The following is a 15,579-nucleotide window of genomic DNA, read 5'->3' as shown; positions in this document are numbered from 1 at the left end:
CACGATTATGAAGATGTTTAAAAATATAGGAATACTATTTCTGTTGTTTGGATTGTTTTCCTGCCAGGAAGATGATCTAACACTGGACACCATTTTGGTCCCAACAGATCTTAGTATCAGTTCAGAAATAAGTGACGACGGTTCCGGACTTGTGGAATTCAACGCGTCTGCGAACAATGCGATCACTTACAAGTTTAATTTCTCTGATGGTTCATCTGCGGTTGCACCAAATGGAAATTATACCAAACGTTTTACCAGGACAGGTTTGAACACCTACCTGGTAACCGTTGTAGCTTATGGTCAGGGAGGAGTTAGTAGCTCTAAATCTGTAGAGGTTGAAGTAAGAAGTGATTTCTCAGATCCTGATACCAAAGAATTTTTAACCGGAGGAAGTTCTAAAACCTGGTATGTTGCATCTGCTCAGGCAGGTCACTTAGGAGTAGGACCAACAGAAGCTGGAGCACCAGATTTCTATACTCCAATTTATTATACTGCCGCACCATTCGAAAAAGGCGGAGATGAGTTAAGTTCTTGTTTTTATACAGATGAGATCACTTTTTCTGAAAATGGAGAGAATATAACTTACGAACTTGATAATAATGGGTTTACCTTCTTTAATGTGGATTATGCAGGTGAATTTGGTGGATCTGCCGGTCAGGATGAATGTCTTGCACTGGATACTTCAGGTGAAAAATCTGTAACGCTTGCCCCTGCATCCTCGGGAATTCCTGCGGAAGCTTCTACTGGAACTGAAATCCAGATTGGTGGTGGCGGATTTATGAGTTATTACATTGGAGCCAGCAATTACGAAGTATTGTCTATCACTGCAAATACAATGTATGTAAGAGCGGTTATGGGTAATAATCCTGCTTTGGCCTGGTATCTTAAATTTACAACTACTCCTTACGCACAGCAAACTGCTGGAGGAGGTGGTGAAGAAGAGCCGGAGCCATTTCAGACTCAGTTCGAAGATCTTTTATGGTCAGACGAATTTGATGGAGATGCGTTAGATACAAGCGTTTGGAACTATGAGATTGGAAATGGTACAGACGGTTGGGGTAATAATGAAGTTCAGTATTACACTGAAGATAATGTAACTGTTCAGGACGGTAGTCTTTTCATCACTGCCAGAAGAGAAGCTGAAAGCGGATACGATTTTACTTCTGGTAGAATTACTACTCAGGATAAATTCGAATTTACTTACGGTAGAGTTGAAGCTAGAGCCAAAATGCCGGAAGGCGGAGGAACCTGGCCAGCTATCTGGATGCTTGGTGCTAACTTTAATGAAGTTGGTTGGCCTGAGACCGGAGAGATCGATATTATGGAGTGGATTGGTAATAATCCTGGTGAAACATCGTCAGCACTTCATTTCCCTGGAAATTCCGGTGGTAATGCTGTAGTTGGAAGAGAAGATATTGCAAACGCATCTTCAGAATTCCATACTTACACGGTAGAATGGACTTCAGAAAATATTACTTTCTTACTAGACGGAGAAGAGTTCTTCACATTTACCAATGAAGCTTCTCTTCCATTTAATAAGGATTTCTTCCTTATTATGAACGTAGCTATGGGCGGAGGCCTTGGTGGTGAAATAGCAGATGACTTCCAGGAATCTTCAATGGAAGTTGATTATATAAGAGTTTATCAGTAATTGTTTGTTTAGGCTTTAAATTCCCGGAGTTTCGGCTCCGGGATTTATTTATGTCTTAATAACCTAATCACAGTATTTGGAGGGTCTTCATGGATCTGAATCTTTAGGTGATTAGAGATTCTATAGTTATATATGAAGCGTTTATTTTTAAAATTAATACCCGCACTGGCCTTAATTTTCAGCGGAATTTTATTTGCTCAGGATACTCAGAGCAGGGCTGAAATGGATACCTTGTTTTTTGATGATTTCTCTGGAAGCGAACTGGATAGGGAAAAATGGAATGTTGTTGGAACCGATTTTTGGGTTAATAACGAACAGCAGGTTTATGTAGATTCCTCGGCAACTATTTTTCTAGCGGAAGGAACCAAAGCAAAGGGAGCTGAAAATGCACTGATCCTGAAAGCTCACTACAGTCCCGATTATATCAATTATCGTGGAAATGATTTTGATTTTATCTCTGGTAGGATCAATACTCGCGACAAGGTAATGTTCACTTACGGTACAGCGAAGGCAAGAATGAAACTTCCTGAAGGTTCAGGATTCTGGCCTGCTTTCTGGGCACTTGGCGGAGGCGATTGGCCAGATACCGGGGAAATTGATATAATGGAATACGTAGGAGAGAAAGACTGGATTGGCGTCGCAATGCATGGCCCGGAATATTCTGGAGAAACTCCTTTGGTAAATAAATACTTTTTTCCGGAAGGAGAAGATGTGACCGACTGGCATGTGTATTCTGTAGATTGGACAGCTGAGGAAATAAATTTTAAAGTTGATGACAGATTGATCTATCGTGTAACCAAACCAATGGTGGAAAATTACGGAGAGTGGGCATTTGACAATCCTAAATATCTTATTCTGAACCTGGCCTTGGGTGGAGCTTATCCTTACAAGACTAATGGAGTTGAAAAACCGTATAACGGACTACCTGAATCTACAGTTGACCTGATAAAAAAAGGAAAAGCAGAAGTTCTGGTAGACTGGGTTTTAATAAGCAAGTAGAAGAAAATAGGAGATTTAAGCATTTACAAAAGATGTCGTTTTAAAAAATTGCTTTTTAGTTAATTGATGCTTAAAACTTATTTCCGGAACTCTATTAAAAATAATAGTGGAAGAGAATTTTTCTTCTACCATTTAATTTCAAGATCATGAAAAAAGTATTCTTAATAATATCCCTTTCTCTGGGAACCTTAGGTCTACATTCCCAAAATTCTAAAATTCCTAGTTCAGTAAAGAATGTGGAAGCGAAAGTAGATTCTGTATTGAATTTGATGACGCTGGAAGAAAAGGTAGGGCAGATGATCCAGTATAATGGGAGCTGGGATCTTACCGGTCCGGCATCAGAAACCGGAAATAAACAAAAAGAAGACAGGCTTAAAAAAGGCCTTGTTGGTTCAATGTTGAACGTGCTTTCTGTTGAAGCGACTGAAAAAGCACAACGATTAAATATGGAAAATTCCAGGATCAAGATACCTCTTATTTTTGGTTATGATGTTATCCATGGTTACAAAACAATTTTCCCGGTGCCAATTGGAGAAACTGCCAGCTGGGATATGGAAGCTGCTGAAGAATCTGCAAGAATCGCTGCCCTGGAATCTGTGGCAGAAGGCGTAAACTGGACATTTTCACCAATGATCGATATTTCTCGTGACGCAAGATGGGGTAGAATCATGGAAGGTTCAGGAGAAGATCCTTATTTGACTTCACAGGTTGCCGTTGCCAAAATCAAAGGTTATCAGGGAGATGATCTTTCAGATCCAAAAACTATAGCGGCTACGGCAAAGCATTTCGCGGGATACGGTCTCGCAGAAGGCGGAAAAGACTATAATGCCGTGAACATTGGTAAGAACGAACTTCATAATGTAGTATTACCTCCGTTTAAAGCGGCAGCTGATGCTGGAGTGGCTACTTTCATGAACTCATTTAATACCATTGATGGTATCCCTGCAACCGGAAGTACAAGTCTGCAAAGAGAAATTTTGAAGGGAGCCTGGGACTGGACCGGGTTTATGGTTTCAGACTGGGGATCTATAGCAGAAATGGTTCCGCATGGTTTCGCTGAAGATAAAATTCATGCTGCAGAAATTGCTGTAAAAGCAGGAAGCGATATGGATATGGAGGGTGGAGCTTATCAGGCAGGACTTGAAAAGCTTGTTGCTGAAGGCAAAGTTGATGAAGCAATTATCGATGATGCAGTTAGAAGAATTCTTCGCGTAAAATTCAAAATGGGTCTTTTTGACGATCCTTACAAATACAGTAATCCTGAGCTTCAGTTATCTGTACCATATGACGAGCATAAGGCTACCGCTCGAGATATTGCGAAAAAATCGATCGTGTTATTAAAGAACGAGAATGATCTGCTACCGATAAAATCTTCAGTAAAAAAAATTGCCGTTATCGGGCCTTTGGCAGATGACAAGGATACGCCCATCGGGAACTGGAGAGCACAGGGAGAAATGAATTCAGCAGTATCTGTGCTGGAAGGCTTGAAAAATGCTGTCGACACTTCTTCTACTGAAATCACTTATTCCAAGGGTGTTACTTTGGGGCAGGGTGAACGTAGTTTTTTAATGCCTTTGGATATTAACAAAGAAGATAAATCTGGAATTCCTGCCGCGGTTGAAAATGCTCAATCTGCGGACCTGGTGATTATGGTTCTTGGAGAAGATGCTTTTCAATCTGGAGAAGGCCGAAGCCAGGCAAATATTGGTCTTGCCGGACTTCAGAAAGAACTCTTAAAAGAAATTTACAAAGTAAATAAGAATATCGCGTTGGTGCTCATCAACGGCAGACCTATGGAAATCAACTGGTCAGCAGAAAATATTCCGGCTATCGTAGAAGCATGGCAATTAGGTTCAGAAAGCGGAAATGCCATTGCAGATGTGCTTTTAGGGAAGTACAATCCTTCAGGAAAACTTCCTGTTTCTTTCCCAAGAGCCGTTGGGCAGGAGCCATTATATTACAACCGAAAAAATACGGGTAGGCCAAGCAGTGAGCAACATGTGACTTATTCTCATTATACAGATATTACAAACGGACCTTTATATCCTTTCGGTTACGGATTGAGCTATACAGATTTTGAATATGCTCAGCCAGAAATTTCTTCCGAAGAATTGAAAGCTGGTGAGGAAGCAACTCTAACTGTGAAAATTACAAATACAGGAGATACTGCCGGTAAAGAAGTGGTTCAGTTATATCTTAGAGATATGGTGGCGAGTATTACCAGGCCCATTCAGGAATTAAAAGGATTTGAGATGGTTCAGCTGGAACCGGGAGAATCTAAAGTAGTAGAATTCACTATTGATGAGGAAATGCTTAAGTTTTACACCGCTTCGGAAAAATGGGAAGCTGAAAATGGAGAATTCGAATTGATGGTTGGAGGAAATTCTCAGGATTTACAATCTGTAAAATTTAATTTTAGCAAATAATGAAAAGATATTCCCAGATAATATTATCAGCCGGTCTTGTTGCTGGATCCTTATTCTCGGCTTGCGCACAAGATAAAGTCATTTTCGAGGAAAATTTTGAAGGTGATAAGCTCAATATGGATGTATGGAACTACGAGGAAGGAGATGGATGTCCAAATCTCTGCGGTTGGGGTAATAATGAAGCGCAGATCTACGATCGCCAGTATGTTGAGGTCAGGGATGGAAATCTTATAATTACGGCCCTGAAAAAGGATGATCAGTATTATTCAGGAAAGATCAATACCAAAGGGAATGTTGAATTTACCTATGGAGTGATCGAAGTTAGAGCAAAAGTAGCTACAGGTAAGGGCCTCTGGCCAGCTATTTGGATGTTGGGTGCAGATATTAGCGAGGTTGGATGGCCTGCCAGTGGTGAAATTGACATTCTTGAATATATTGGGCGTGAACCGCAGAAGGTATTTACTTCACTTCACACACCGGCAAGCCACGGAAACACTATCAACACTAAAAAGACTAAAATCGAAGGAATTGATGAAGGTTTTCATACTTACAAGGCTGTATGGACTGAAGAATATATTGAGTTTTTTGTTGACGATGAGCAACTTTATAAATTCAATCCGGAGCAATTTGATAAAAAGCACTATCCATTTAAAAAGGATTTTTACTTTTTGATCAATATGGCTGTTGGAGGTAATCTTGGTGGAGCCGATATTGATGACCAGGCGCTACCGGATAAGTTTTATGTAGATTATATCAAGGTAACTGAGCTGCCTGAAGATCTGTAACATCAAGAGCGAAACCTTTTTTATCCAAATTGTTCTGGATTAGCTCAGCTCGTTTTTTACCAGGGTTTCGCTTTTTAATTCAGGTTTCTTTTCTCGATAAAGAAGCGTTTTAATAAAGAGGAGGCTTCCTCTTCCATTATTCCTTTTACTACTTCAGTTTTCGGGTGTAATTGCACCCCGAACTTGCGGTAACCTCGCTGCGCATCTTCAGCGGCAAAAACTATTTTCGATATCTGACTCCAATATAATGCGCCGGCACACATCTGGCAGGGCTCTAGAGTTATATACATAGTACAATTCTGAAGATATTTTCCGCCCAAAAAGTTTGCTGCTGCCGTGATGGCCTGCATTTCAGCATGCGCTGTTACATCATTCAAGGTTTCAGTAAGGTTATGTCCGCGGGCGATGATTTTGTCGTTGACCACTACCACGACACCCACAGGAATTTCTCCTTTTTCGTAAGCGTATTCGGCCTCTTCCAGAGCCTTTTTCATAAAATATTCATCGTTGAAAGGAGAAATCATCGTAAAAGTTTTAGGTGAAAGATATAAATTTTGGCCATTACGGTTTGATAAGTTATTCGGAATTCAGTTTGCTTAATGTAACTTTGTTGGGTATGACCGAGATCCTTAAAAATATAAATTCCCCAGAAGATCTTAGAAAACTGGACCTGGAAGCACTTCAAAAGCTATCTGAGGAACTTCGGAAATTTATTATAAATATCGTCGCAACTAAAGAAGGCCATTTAGGAGCCAGCCTTGGAGTTGTGGAGCTTACGGTCGCTTTACATTATGTTTTCAATACACCTGAAGATCTCCTGGTATGGGATGTAGGCCACCAGGCTTACGGACATAAAATTCTTACCGGTCGTCGTGATGTCTTTGAAACCAACCGACAACTTAATGGAATTAGCGGATTTCCTAAACGGGAAGAAAGTGAATATGATACTTTCGGTGTAGGCCATTCCTCAACTTCTATTTCAGCAGCTTTGGGAATGGCAATAGCTTCTAACCTCAAGGGAGATTTTGAAAAGCAACATATTGCGGTAATTGGCGATGCCTCCATTGCCAGCGGAATGGCATTTGAAGGTTTGAACCACGCAGGCGTTACCAAAGCTAATCTTTTAGTGATACTTAATGACAATGCGATAGGCATAGACCCTAGCGTGGGTGCATTAAAAGAATATCTTACCAAAGCTCGGGTAGGTTATAAACCTTTCAGCGATAATATTATCGAAGCTTTGAACTTTCAGTATTTCGGACCGGTAGATGGACATGATCTCGAAGGTCTTTTGAAGGTGCTGAAGGAAATGAAAGCCATTAAAGGACCGAAGTTTCTTCATGTTATCACCAGAAAGGGAAAAGGGCTCAAAAAGGCAGAAGAGGATCAGGTGAAATATCACGCGCCAGGTAAATTTGAGCCTGATACCGGAGAACTTTTGAAATATGATACTGATGGACTTCCTTTAAAATACCAGGATGTTTTTGGATTAAGCCTTATTGAGCTGGCGGAAAAAAATGAGAAGATTATTGGGATCACGCCGGCCATGCCCACTGGTAGCTCCTTAAAATATATGATGGAAGCTTTTCCTGAAAGGGCATTTGATGTGGGAATTGCAGAACAGCATGCGGTCACTTTATCTGCGGGCCTGGCGACTCAGGGATTCACCGTTTTTTGCGCTATCTATTCTACTTTTTTGCAACGTGCATACGATCAACTAATTCATGATGTGGCATTACAGAATTTACCAGTGGTTTTCTGTCTGGATCGTGCAGGGTTGGTAGGTGAAGATGGAGCAACACATCACGGAGTTTTTGATATCGCATATTCGCGACCTATTCCCAACTTAATTATCGCAGCCCCTCGAAATGAAAAGGAGCTACGGAATATGTTATTTACAGCTCAAGCTGGTCTGGATTCGCCAATGATCATACGATATCCCAGAGGAAGGGGAGTATTGCAAGAATGGAAATTTCCGTTTGAAAAAATAGAAATAGGCAAAGCTGAATGTCTAAAAGATGGTTCAGAAATTGCCATTATTTCCCTGGGGAATATGGCTAAAAATGTAGAAAGCGCTATTGAAGGTATAGAAGCGAAAGATAAGATTGCACATTACGATATAAGGTTCGCAAAGCCATTAGATAAGAAAATTCTGAATAAAATTTTCAAGAAATTTTCTAAGATCGTTACTATTGAAGATGGTGTAATCAATGGAGGTTTTGGTTCTGCAATTTTAGAATATGCTGCGAGCGTACAATACAAAGGCGTTATCGAGCTTTTAGGAATTCCAGATAAATTTATTCAGCAAGGAAGTGTAGATGATTTACAAGAAATCGCAAAAATTAACGTTCAAGGAATACAGCGAAAGCTGGAATCTATGATATGATTTTTTTATTTTCGCAATTCCGAAAACCCTGACCGTTAAATGAAATTCCAAATTCTACTTTTCCTCTTTTGTATTACATCACTAAACTCTTTAGCATCTGAATTCAAACATATTACAGTAAAAGACACTACTTCAACTGTTGCAAAAGATACTACCGCTTCAGATTCCATGCTTATTTACTGGACTGAAAAGAATACTTTCGGAATGAATCTTAGTGAGGTGGCTTTTGTGAATTGGAATTCTGGAGGTAACAATTCTGTATCGGCACTTTTCTATGCCGGATTTGACCGAAATTTTGAAAAAGATCTAACCCTCTGGCGAAATTCAGCATCCATGAGGTATGGGATTAATGCCCAGGAAGGGAGAGAGATCAGAAAAACAGAAGATGAGTTGCGTTTAAGCTCTTCTTTCGGATTCAGAAAAGACAGTACTTCTAATTGGTATTATTCAGGGAAATTCAGTTTCAATACGCAGTTTTCTAATGGGTATAAATATCCGGATACCGAGGTTCCCATTTCAAAGTTCATGGCTCCTGGTTATACTTTTCTGGGGGTTGGTACAGAGTTCTCGCATCCCGAAGAAGATCTCACGGTTTATCTATCGCCCCTAACTTTTAAATCTACCTTTGTTCTGGATCAAAAACTGGCAAACGAAGGAATGTTCGGGGTTGATCCTGCTGTTACAGATGAACTGGGCAACATAATCAGGGAAGGAGAGAGGATGCGAACGGAATTCGGGTTCCTGGTGACCAGTGATTTTAGTAAGGAAGTGTTTGAAAATATAGACGTCAATAACCAGTTGAGCCTATATTCAGATTACCTGAATAAATTTGGAAATATTGATGTAGACTGGCAATTAGCGGTAAATATGAAAGTGAATGACTTTGTAAAAGCAAATGTTGGTACCCATATTCGATACGATGACGACGTAAAGTTCAAAGAAGACAAAAATGGTGATGGTAAACTCGAAACTTCCGGGCCGCGTATTCAGCTAAAACAGATGCTTGGTGTTGGCGTTGTCTATGAATTCTGAATGAAATTTAATTTAGTGCGGTGTTTTCCTGGCTGATTCAGAGTTCGGGAGATGTTTACGCTAAATTCAGTTCCAAAATCTTCCTCGCTTCTCAGGCTTACTTTTCCACCATGGGCTTCGGCTACCATTTTTACCAGGGTTAACCCAATTCCCCAACTTTGAAGATTCTTTTTATTTTGTTCAGTGGTATGTCCTAAAAAGTTGAAAATCTCTTGTTGCCTGTCCTCCGGAATAGATTTACCATAATTGTGCACCGAAAGTTGCAGGTATTTCTCATCCAGTTTAACCACTTTCAGAGTAATAGGTTTATCTGTATCGCCATATTTAACTGCGTTAGTGATCAGGTTTTCTAATAATCTACGAATAGCAGTTGAATCATAAACACCATTCAGGTCTTCGTCTTTACAGTGAAATTCTATTTTTTCAGTATAGATATCCTGTGCTTCTTCATATACAGTTTGAATATCTCTGAAAATATTGACCTCAGAAAAACTTAGCATCATGCCTTCGCCGGCTTTTACTGAAATTGAATCCAGTAATCCTTCCAACATGCTTAGCGCCTTATCCACACTGTTCATAGTTAATTTCTGAACTCTTTCCACTCTCTCCGGAGTAGTGTCCAGATTCAGCATTTCAACACCAAGGCGTGCAGCTGAAAGTGGATTCCGAATATCATGAGCCAAGGTTCCAATCAGCTTATTCTGCATTTCCTGAATAGACTTGGTGAAAGACTCTACAGATTTCAGCATAGCTTTGTCTATACAGCATTTCAGAAGATGGTAAGCATTCTGATCTTTAAGGTCATTTTCGTTAAATATCCTGATGATCACATTATGGAAGATCATATATTCATGAAGGATCTGCTCTACGGTAAAATCAGCCGTAGTAGCCCTGTGTCTTCCATGTTCCAGGCTATTGGCTTCAATTTGAGAAATCTTATAATCTTCTATATTCCATTCAATCTCATCATGCCTTTCCAGGATGTCAATAATATCATCGAGAATGTTAGGGATGTGATCATGTAAAGCAATTTTATTGGCCAGTTTGGCGGCTGCTACGTGATCCAGAACAAGCTTTTCCCAGGCTTCAATAATTTCCTGATGATTTTGCTTAAGTACTTTGGTAACTCTTTTCATTGATAATTTGGGCACTAATTCCTGAATAGGAAGGTAATGGAGTTTTTTCAGTATGACCTGCAAGCAAAATTAATTAAATTCCAGGTATGGTAATGGTCATAAAAATTTAATTTTTGCTCTTTTTATGTATTTAAACCCTGGAACTTTTTAAAAGATGAAACCGTAAGTCCGTCGGTAAGGGAAGCGATATATGAACAAATCCCGATCAGTTTTTCATAAGTGCTATGTTCATCTCCAAGATAATTCAACTCCGGTACCGATTTTAATACCAGTCTTGTGAAATTTGAATTTTGTTCCTCTTCTCCCGGGAGTATCGCTTTCGTATAAATATCGAGCAGGTAAGACAGCATTCTGTAACCGGCGATCTCTTTGCTTATGACTTCCTCGCTCTGATAGATCTTTTCGACACTTATTTTGATGATATCTTTTATCTGGGCTTCATAACTGCTTTTATCGAATAGAGATTCATGAAATTCTCCTTTTAGGATCGCCTCCTCATTTTTAAGAAAAATATCTGCAGCTTCGGTGATCAAGGTATTAATAGCTAGTGCTCTGAGGTACGCAAGCCTGCCCGCAGTGCTTTGCAACTGATTGTATTTACCTGTATTGATATTATCTTTTACCAGTTTAATAAGGTATTCCAGCGCATAATCTTCATCGATCAAACCAAGATTGATACCGTCTTCAAAATCTATGATCGTATAACAAATATCGTCTGCAGCTTCTACTAGAAAAGCAAGTGGATGCCTGGAATATCCAATATCATCACCGTCTCTGGTCTTTTTCAATCCTAATTCTTCAGCTACATCTTCAAAAGTGTTACGTTCACTTTGAAAGAAACCAAACTTTTTATCTTCAATTTTTTTTGACGGTTTATGCGGAAGAGATTCTTTTGGGTATTTTGTGAACGCTCCTAAAGTGGCGTAAGAAAGCCTTAGACCACCAGCAATTCCCGGACGATTTTCCGTGAGAATCTTAAAACCGTTCGCATTACCTTCAAATTTAATCAGGTCCTGAAATTCTTTTTCGCTGAGGTCATCTTTAAATCTTTTACCATTTCCATGGCTGAAATATTCTCCAATAGCTTTTTCCCCAGAATGACCAAAAGGCGGGTTACCTATATCGTGAGCTAAAGCCGCGGCAGCTACTATGGCCCCAAAATCGTTCATCTGGTAGCCATATGTATCTTTTAAATGCGGGTGTTTTTCAAGTAATTTCTGACCCGTTAGCCTTCCTAAAGAACGACCAACTACAGAAACTTCAAGACTATGCGTTAAGCGCGTATGTACAAAATCTGTTTTTGAAAGTGGGATGACCTGGGTTTTATCCTGAAGACTTCTAAAAGCTGAAGAGAATATGATACGATCATAATCAACCTCAAAACCTAACCTGGTCTCATTTTGTTCTTTTCTAAGTCTTTTAAGTGTATCTCCGGAACGCTTTAGCGATAAGAGTTGCTCCCAATTCATAATAATTACTTTGTATTGGCTCAAAAGTATTAAAAAAGGGAAGTAATAACTACCTCCCCTTCTTAATTCAAATTTGAATTAGCCAAATTTTTATGATCCGCACATTAGACAGTCGTCACCTTCACCTTCTTTAGACTGAGCAATGATCGCTCTAAGTTCTTCTGGTGTTAGAGCTCCTTCTTCTTCAGATTGTTTTGAAATTACAGGTTGTGGTTCAGCCTGGAGTTTTTCTGTTGATTTTTGAGGAGCTTCCGCTGCAACTGCCACGGGTTCTTTTTTCTTTTCTTTTTCCAGAGTGAATTTAATGGCATCCACCGCAGATTTGGTTCTAAGATAATACATTCCGGTTTTTAGTCCGCTCTTCCATGCGTAAAAGTGCATGGAGGTTAGTTTGCTGTAATTCGCGTTCTCCATGAAAAGGTTCAGCGATTGTGACTGGTCTATAAAATATCCTCTGTGTCTGGACATGTCGATGATATCTTTCATGCTCATTTCCCAAACCGTTTTGTATAATTCTTTTAGATCGTCTGGAATAATATCTATATCCTGAACAGAACCGTTATTTCTCATGATCGCATTCTTAACTTCATCTGTCCAGAGATCTCTGGAAACAAGGTCCTCCAGTAGATGTTTATTTACCACGATAAATTCTCCTGAAAGTACTCTTCGGGTATAGATATTAGAAGTATACGGTTCAAAAGCTTCATTGTTACCAAGGATCTGTGAAGTAGAAGCTGTTGGCATTGGAGCCAGTAGAAGTGAGTTTCGCACCCCGTTCTTCATTACCTGCTTGCGAAGTTTTGCCCAATCCCATCTTCCGCTTAGATCTTCATCTTTTATTCCCCAAAGATTATATTGAAATTCACCCTGGCTAATTGGCGACCCTTCAAAAGTTGAATAAGGACCTTCTTCTTTTGCCAGTTCCATAGAGGCAGTCACTGAAGCAAAATACAGAGTTTCAAAGATCTCCTGATTTAAATTTTTCGCTTCATCTGAAGTGAAAGGCATTCTCAGTTTAATAAAGGTATCGGCAAGTCCCTGAACTCCCAATCCCACCGGGCGGTGGCGCATGTTGGAATTTTCAGCTTCTTTTACAGGATAGTAATTCCTGTCGATCACTGTATTCAGGTTTCTAATTACCCTTTTGGTGATCTTGTAAAGTTCTTTATGATCAAATTCGTTTCCTTTAACGAACATTGGTAGCGCTATAGAAGCAAGGTTACAAACGGCAACTTCATCTTCGCTGGTATATTCAAGAATTTCAGTACATAGGTTTGAAGAGCGAATGGTTCCCAGGTTTTTCTGGTTAGATTTTCTGTTCGCTGCATCTTTGTAAAGCATGTAAGGTGTACCAGTTTCGATCTGAGATTCCATGATCTTTTCCCATAGCTCGCGCGCCTTAATGGTTTTTCTTCCTTTACCTTCCTCTTCATACTGGTGGTAAAGTTTTTCAAATTCTTCGCCGTAAGTATCAAAAAGTCCAGGACATTCATTCGGACACATTAATGTCCATTTTTCATTCTTTTCAACTCGCTTCATAAAAAGATCTGGCATCCACATTGCGTAAAAAAGATCTCTTGCACGCATTTCTTCTTTTCCGTGATTCTTTTTCAGATCCAGGAAATCCATGATATCTGCATGCCACGGCTCAATATACATGGCGAACGAACCTTTACGTTTTCCACCACCTTGGTCTACATATCTCGCGGTATCGTTAAATACACGAAGCATCGGGACGATACCATTAGAAGTACCGTTTGTTCCTGAAATATAGGAACCGGTAGCCCTTACGTTGTGAATAGAAAGACCAATTCCTCCAGCAGACTGGGAGATCTTAGCGGTTTGTTTTAAAGTATCATAGATCCCGTCGATACTGTCGTCTTTCATGGTTAATAGAAAACATGAAGACATTTGTGGTTTGGGAGTCCCTGAATTAAAAAGTGTTGGGGTAGCGTGAGTGAAATATTTTTTGGACATCAGCTCATAGGTTTCTATGGCTGCGTCAAGATCATTAACATGAATTCCAATGGAAACACGCATCAGCATATGTTGCGGGCGCTCAGCAATTTCCCCATTCAGTTTTAAAAGATAAGATCTCTCCAGGGTTTTGAATCCGAAATAATCATACCCGAAATCACGATTATAGATAATGGTAGAGTCTAATTTCTCTTTATTTTCCATGATGACCTCATACACTTCATCTGAAAGTAAAGCTGCCTTTTCTCCGGTTCTTGGATTTACATATTCATATAAATCTGTCATCACCTCAGAAAAGGTCTTTTTTGTGTTTTTATGAAGGTTTGAAACCGAAATCCTTGCAGCCAGTTTTGCGTAATCAGGATGAGAAGTGGTCATGGTAGCTGCGATCTCCGCCGCCAGGTTGTCCAGTTCACTGGTAGAAACATTGTCGTAAAGCCCTTCAATAACCCTCATGGCTACCTTTACAGGATCTACAAGTTCATTAAGGCCATAGCAAAGTTTTTTAACTCTTGCTGTAATTTTGTCGAACATGACTGGCTCTTTCCTGCCGTCTCTTTTTACTACGTACATACGCTACAGTTTTAGTTAGTGATGCATTTGCCTTGAAATTAGGAACTAGCATCCCTGGCCGGTGGTTAACTCCGGATTAATAAATTAAAATTTCGGGTGAAAAAAATAAAGTTCAACTAGCGCCACGTTGGGGGACGCAGCGCAGTTGCTCTTTAGAAATCAGCATCAAAACTGATCTCATCTGATTCTTTGTCTTTATTCATAACGCCTGCCTTCTGGTATTCGCTTACGCGTTTTTCGAAGAAGTTGGTTTTACCTTGCAGGTTAATCATGTCCATAAAGTCAAACGGATTTGAAACATTGTATTCTTTCTCGCAATCAAGTTCAACCAGTAGCCTGTCTGTTACAAACTCAAGATACTGAGTCATTAACTTGGCATTCATACCTATTAAACTAACTGGAAGAGATTCAGTTACAAATTCACGTTCTATATTAAGAGCATCAATAATGATCTCTCTAATTTTTTCTTTTGGCACCTTGTTCACAAGGTGATGGTTGTGTAGATGTACGGCGAAATCACAGTGCATACCTTCATCTCTCGAGATCAACTCGTTAGAAAAAGTTAATCCTGGCATTAATCCACGTTTCTTCAACCAGAAGATTGAACAGAAAGCTCCGGAGAAGAATATTCCTTCCACCGCTGCAAATGCGATAAGCCTTTCTGCGAAAGAATCAGACTCGATCCATTTCAAAGCCCAGTCTGCTTTTTTCTTAATTGCCGGGAACACTTCAATCGCCTTGAATAGCTGATCCTTTTCTTTATCATTCTTAACGTAAGTATCGATAAGAAGCGAATAAGTTTCCGAATGAATGTTTTCCATCATGATCTGGAAACCATAGAAGAATTTAGCTTCAGAATACTGAACCTCGTTTACAAAGTTCTCAGCAAGATTTTCATTTACAATCCCGTCTGAAGCAGCGAAAAAAGCAAGAATATGTTTTAAGAAATAACGCTCGTCAGAATTCAGCTTGTCATTCCAGTCGGTTAGATCCTGATGCAGGTCAATTTCCTCAGCAGTCCAAAAACAAGCTTCCATTTTTTTATACCAGTCCCAGATGTCGTGATGTTTGATCGGGAAGATCACAAATCGATCTTTATTTTCCTGTAAAATGGGTTCTGTTTGGGCCATAATTCTTAGATTTTT

The 15,579-nt window shown here is 39.7% G+C and carries 11 protein-coding genes; 6 read left to right on the top strand and 5 right to left on the bottom strand.

The window, feature by feature from the left end:
- The first annotated feature begins 7 nt into the window (after nucleotides 1-7).
- The 4 genes from AC2S94_RS03885 (at nucleotide 8) to AC2S94_RS03870 (ending at nucleotide 5,861) form a co-directional block, all read left to right on the top strand.
- Nucleotides 8-1,651 carry a family 16 glycosylhydrolase gene (locus AC2S94_RS03885; protein ID WP_484630199.1) on the top strand — a complete coding sequence of 548 codons (1,644 nt, stop codon included), beginning with the start codon at nucleotides 8-10 and terminating at the stop codon, nucleotides 1,649-1,651.
- A gap of 132 nt (nucleotides 1,652-1,783) precedes the next feature.
- A complete protein-coding gene (locus AC2S94_RS03880) occupies nucleotides 1,784-2,650 on the top strand; it encodes a glycoside hydrolase family 16 protein (RefSeq protein ID WP_484630198.1) in 867 nt (288 codons plus the stop codon).
- Between the two features lie 146 nt (nucleotides 2,651-2,796).
- Nucleotides 2,797-5,076, top strand: a complete 2,280-nt coding sequence (gene bglX, locus AC2S94_RS03875) for a beta-glucosidase BglX (protein ID WP_484630197.1) — start codon at nucleotides 2,797-2,799, stop codon at nucleotides 5,074-5,076.
- The gene (locus AC2S94_RS03870; RefSeq protein WP_484630196.1) at nucleotides 5,076-5,861 is read left to right on the top strand and encodes a glycoside hydrolase family 16 protein; all 786 of its coding nucleotides are present in this window, start codon (nucleotides 5,076-5,078) and stop codon (nucleotides 5,859-5,861) included. The genes bglX and AC2S94_RS03870 overlap by 1 nt, the downstream gene beginning before the upstream one ends.
- Before the next feature lie 74 nt (nucleotides 5,862-5,935).
- Here AC2S94_RS03870 and AC2S94_RS03865 read toward each other — a convergent pair whose 3' ends face one another.
- The gene (locus AC2S94_RS03865) at nucleotides 5,936-6,385 is read right to left on the bottom strand and encodes a nucleoside deaminase (protein WP_484630195.1); all 450 of its coding nucleotides are present in this window, start codon (nucleotides 6,383-6,385) and stop codon (nucleotides 5,936-5,938) included.
- Between the two features lie 92 nt (nucleotides 6,386-6,477).
- Here AC2S94_RS03865 and AC2S94_RS03860 point away from each other — a divergent pair, with 92 nt between their 5' ends.
- Together AC2S94_RS03860 and AC2S94_RS03855 are read left to right on the top strand one after the other, a co-directional pair.
- Nucleotides 6,478-8,247: a 1-deoxy-D-xylulose-5-phosphate synthase gene (locus tag AC2S94_RS03860; protein ID WP_484630896.1), complete on the top strand. Its 1,770-nt coding sequence runs from the start codon at nucleotides 6,478-6,480 to the stop codon at nucleotides 8,245-8,247.
- A 39-nt stretch (nucleotides 8,248-8,286) separates the two neighbouring features.
- Nucleotides 8,287-9,279 (top strand): DUF3078 domain-containing protein, encoded by a 993-nt coding sequence (locus AC2S94_RS03855; protein ID WP_484630194.1) that lies wholly within the window; start codon nucleotides 8,287-8,289, stop codon nucleotides 9,277-9,279.
- Here AC2S94_RS03855 and AC2S94_RS03850 read toward each other — a convergent pair.
- The 4 genes from AC2S94_RS03850 to AC2S94_RS03835 form a co-directional block, all read right to left on the bottom strand.
- Nucleotides 9,267-10,415: an ATP-binding protein gene (locus tag AC2S94_RS03850; RefSeq protein ID WP_484630193.1), complete on the bottom strand. Its 1,149-nt coding sequence runs from the start codon at nucleotides 10,413-10,415 to the stop codon at nucleotides 9,267-9,269. The two genes, AC2S94_RS03855 and AC2S94_RS03850, sit on opposite strands and share 13 nt — an antisense overlap.
- A gap of 122 nt (nucleotides 10,416-10,537) precedes the next feature.
- Nucleotides 10,538-11,884: a dGTP triphosphohydrolase gene (gene dgt, locus AC2S94_RS03845; RefSeq protein ID WP_484630192.1), complete on the bottom strand. Its 1,347-nt coding sequence runs from the start codon at nucleotides 11,882-11,884 to the stop codon at nucleotides 10,538-10,540.
- A gap of 90 nt (nucleotides 11,885-11,974) precedes the next feature.
- Nucleotides 11,975-14,434 (bottom strand): ribonucleoside-diphosphate reductase subunit alpha, encoded by a 2,460-nt coding sequence (locus AC2S94_RS03840; protein WP_484630191.1) that lies wholly within the window; start codon nucleotides 14,432-14,434, stop codon nucleotides 11,975-11,977.
- A gap of 152 nt (nucleotides 14,435-14,586) precedes the next feature.
- Nucleotides 14,587-15,564: a ribonucleotide-diphosphate reductase subunit beta gene (locus AC2S94_RS03835; RefSeq protein WP_484630190.1), complete on the bottom strand. Its 978-nt coding sequence runs from the start codon at nucleotides 15,562-15,564 to the stop codon at nucleotides 14,587-14,589.
- Nucleotides 15,565-15,579 lie beyond the last annotated feature (15 nt).

This window comes from Christiangramia pacifica (genome assembly GCF_057221535.1).
Note: the sequence above shows the minus strand (reverse complement) of the source record. Positions and strands in the feature narration are given on the sequence as shown.

What these genes read in the sequence shown, in the direction of transcription:
- AC2S94_RS03835 (WP_484630190.1), bottom strand. Translation starts at nt 15,564, where the DNA reads ATGGCCCAAACAGAACCCATTTTACAGGAAAATAAAGATCGATTTGTG.
- AC2S94_RS03860 (WP_484630896.1), top strand. Translation starts at nt 6,478, where the DNA reads ATGACCGAGATCCTTAAAAATATAAATTCCCCAGAAGATCTTAGAAAA.
- AC2S94_RS03870 (WP_484630196.1), top strand. Translation starts at nt 5,076, where the DNA reads ATGAAAAGATATTCCCAGATAATATTATCAGCCGGTCTTGTTGCTGGA.
- AC2S94_RS03885 (WP_484630199.1), top strand. Translation starts at nt 8, where the DNA reads ATGAAGATGTTTAAAAATATAGGAATACTATTTCTGTTGTTTGGATTG.
- AC2S94_RS03880 (WP_484630198.1), top strand. Translation starts at nt 1,784, where the DNA reads ATGAAGCGTTTATTTTTAAAATTAATACCCGCACTGGCCTTAATTTTC.
- bglX (WP_484630197.1), top strand. Translation starts at nt 2,797, where the DNA reads ATGAAAAAAGTATTCTTAATAATATCCCTTTCTCTGGGAACCTTAGGT.
- AC2S94_RS03850 (WP_484630193.1), bottom strand. Translation starts at nt 10,415, where the DNA reads ATGAAAAGAGTTACCAAAGTACTTAAGCAAAATCATCAGGAAATTATT.
- dgt (WP_484630192.1), bottom strand. Translation starts at nt 11,884, where the DNA reads ATGAATTGGGAGCAACTCTTATCGCTAAAGCGTTCCGGAGATACACTT.
- AC2S94_RS03865 (WP_484630195.1), bottom strand. Translation starts at nt 6,385, where the DNA reads ATGATTTCTCCTTTCAACGATGAATATTTTATGAAAAAGGCTCTGGAA.
- AC2S94_RS03855 (WP_484630194.1), top strand. Translation starts at nt 8,287, where the DNA reads ATGAAATTCCAAATTCTACTTTTCCTCTTTTGTATTACATCACTAAAC.
- AC2S94_RS03840 (WP_484630191.1), bottom strand. Translation starts at nt 14,434, where the DNA reads ATGTACGTAGTAAAAAGAGACGGCAGGAAAGAGCCAGTCATGTTCGAC.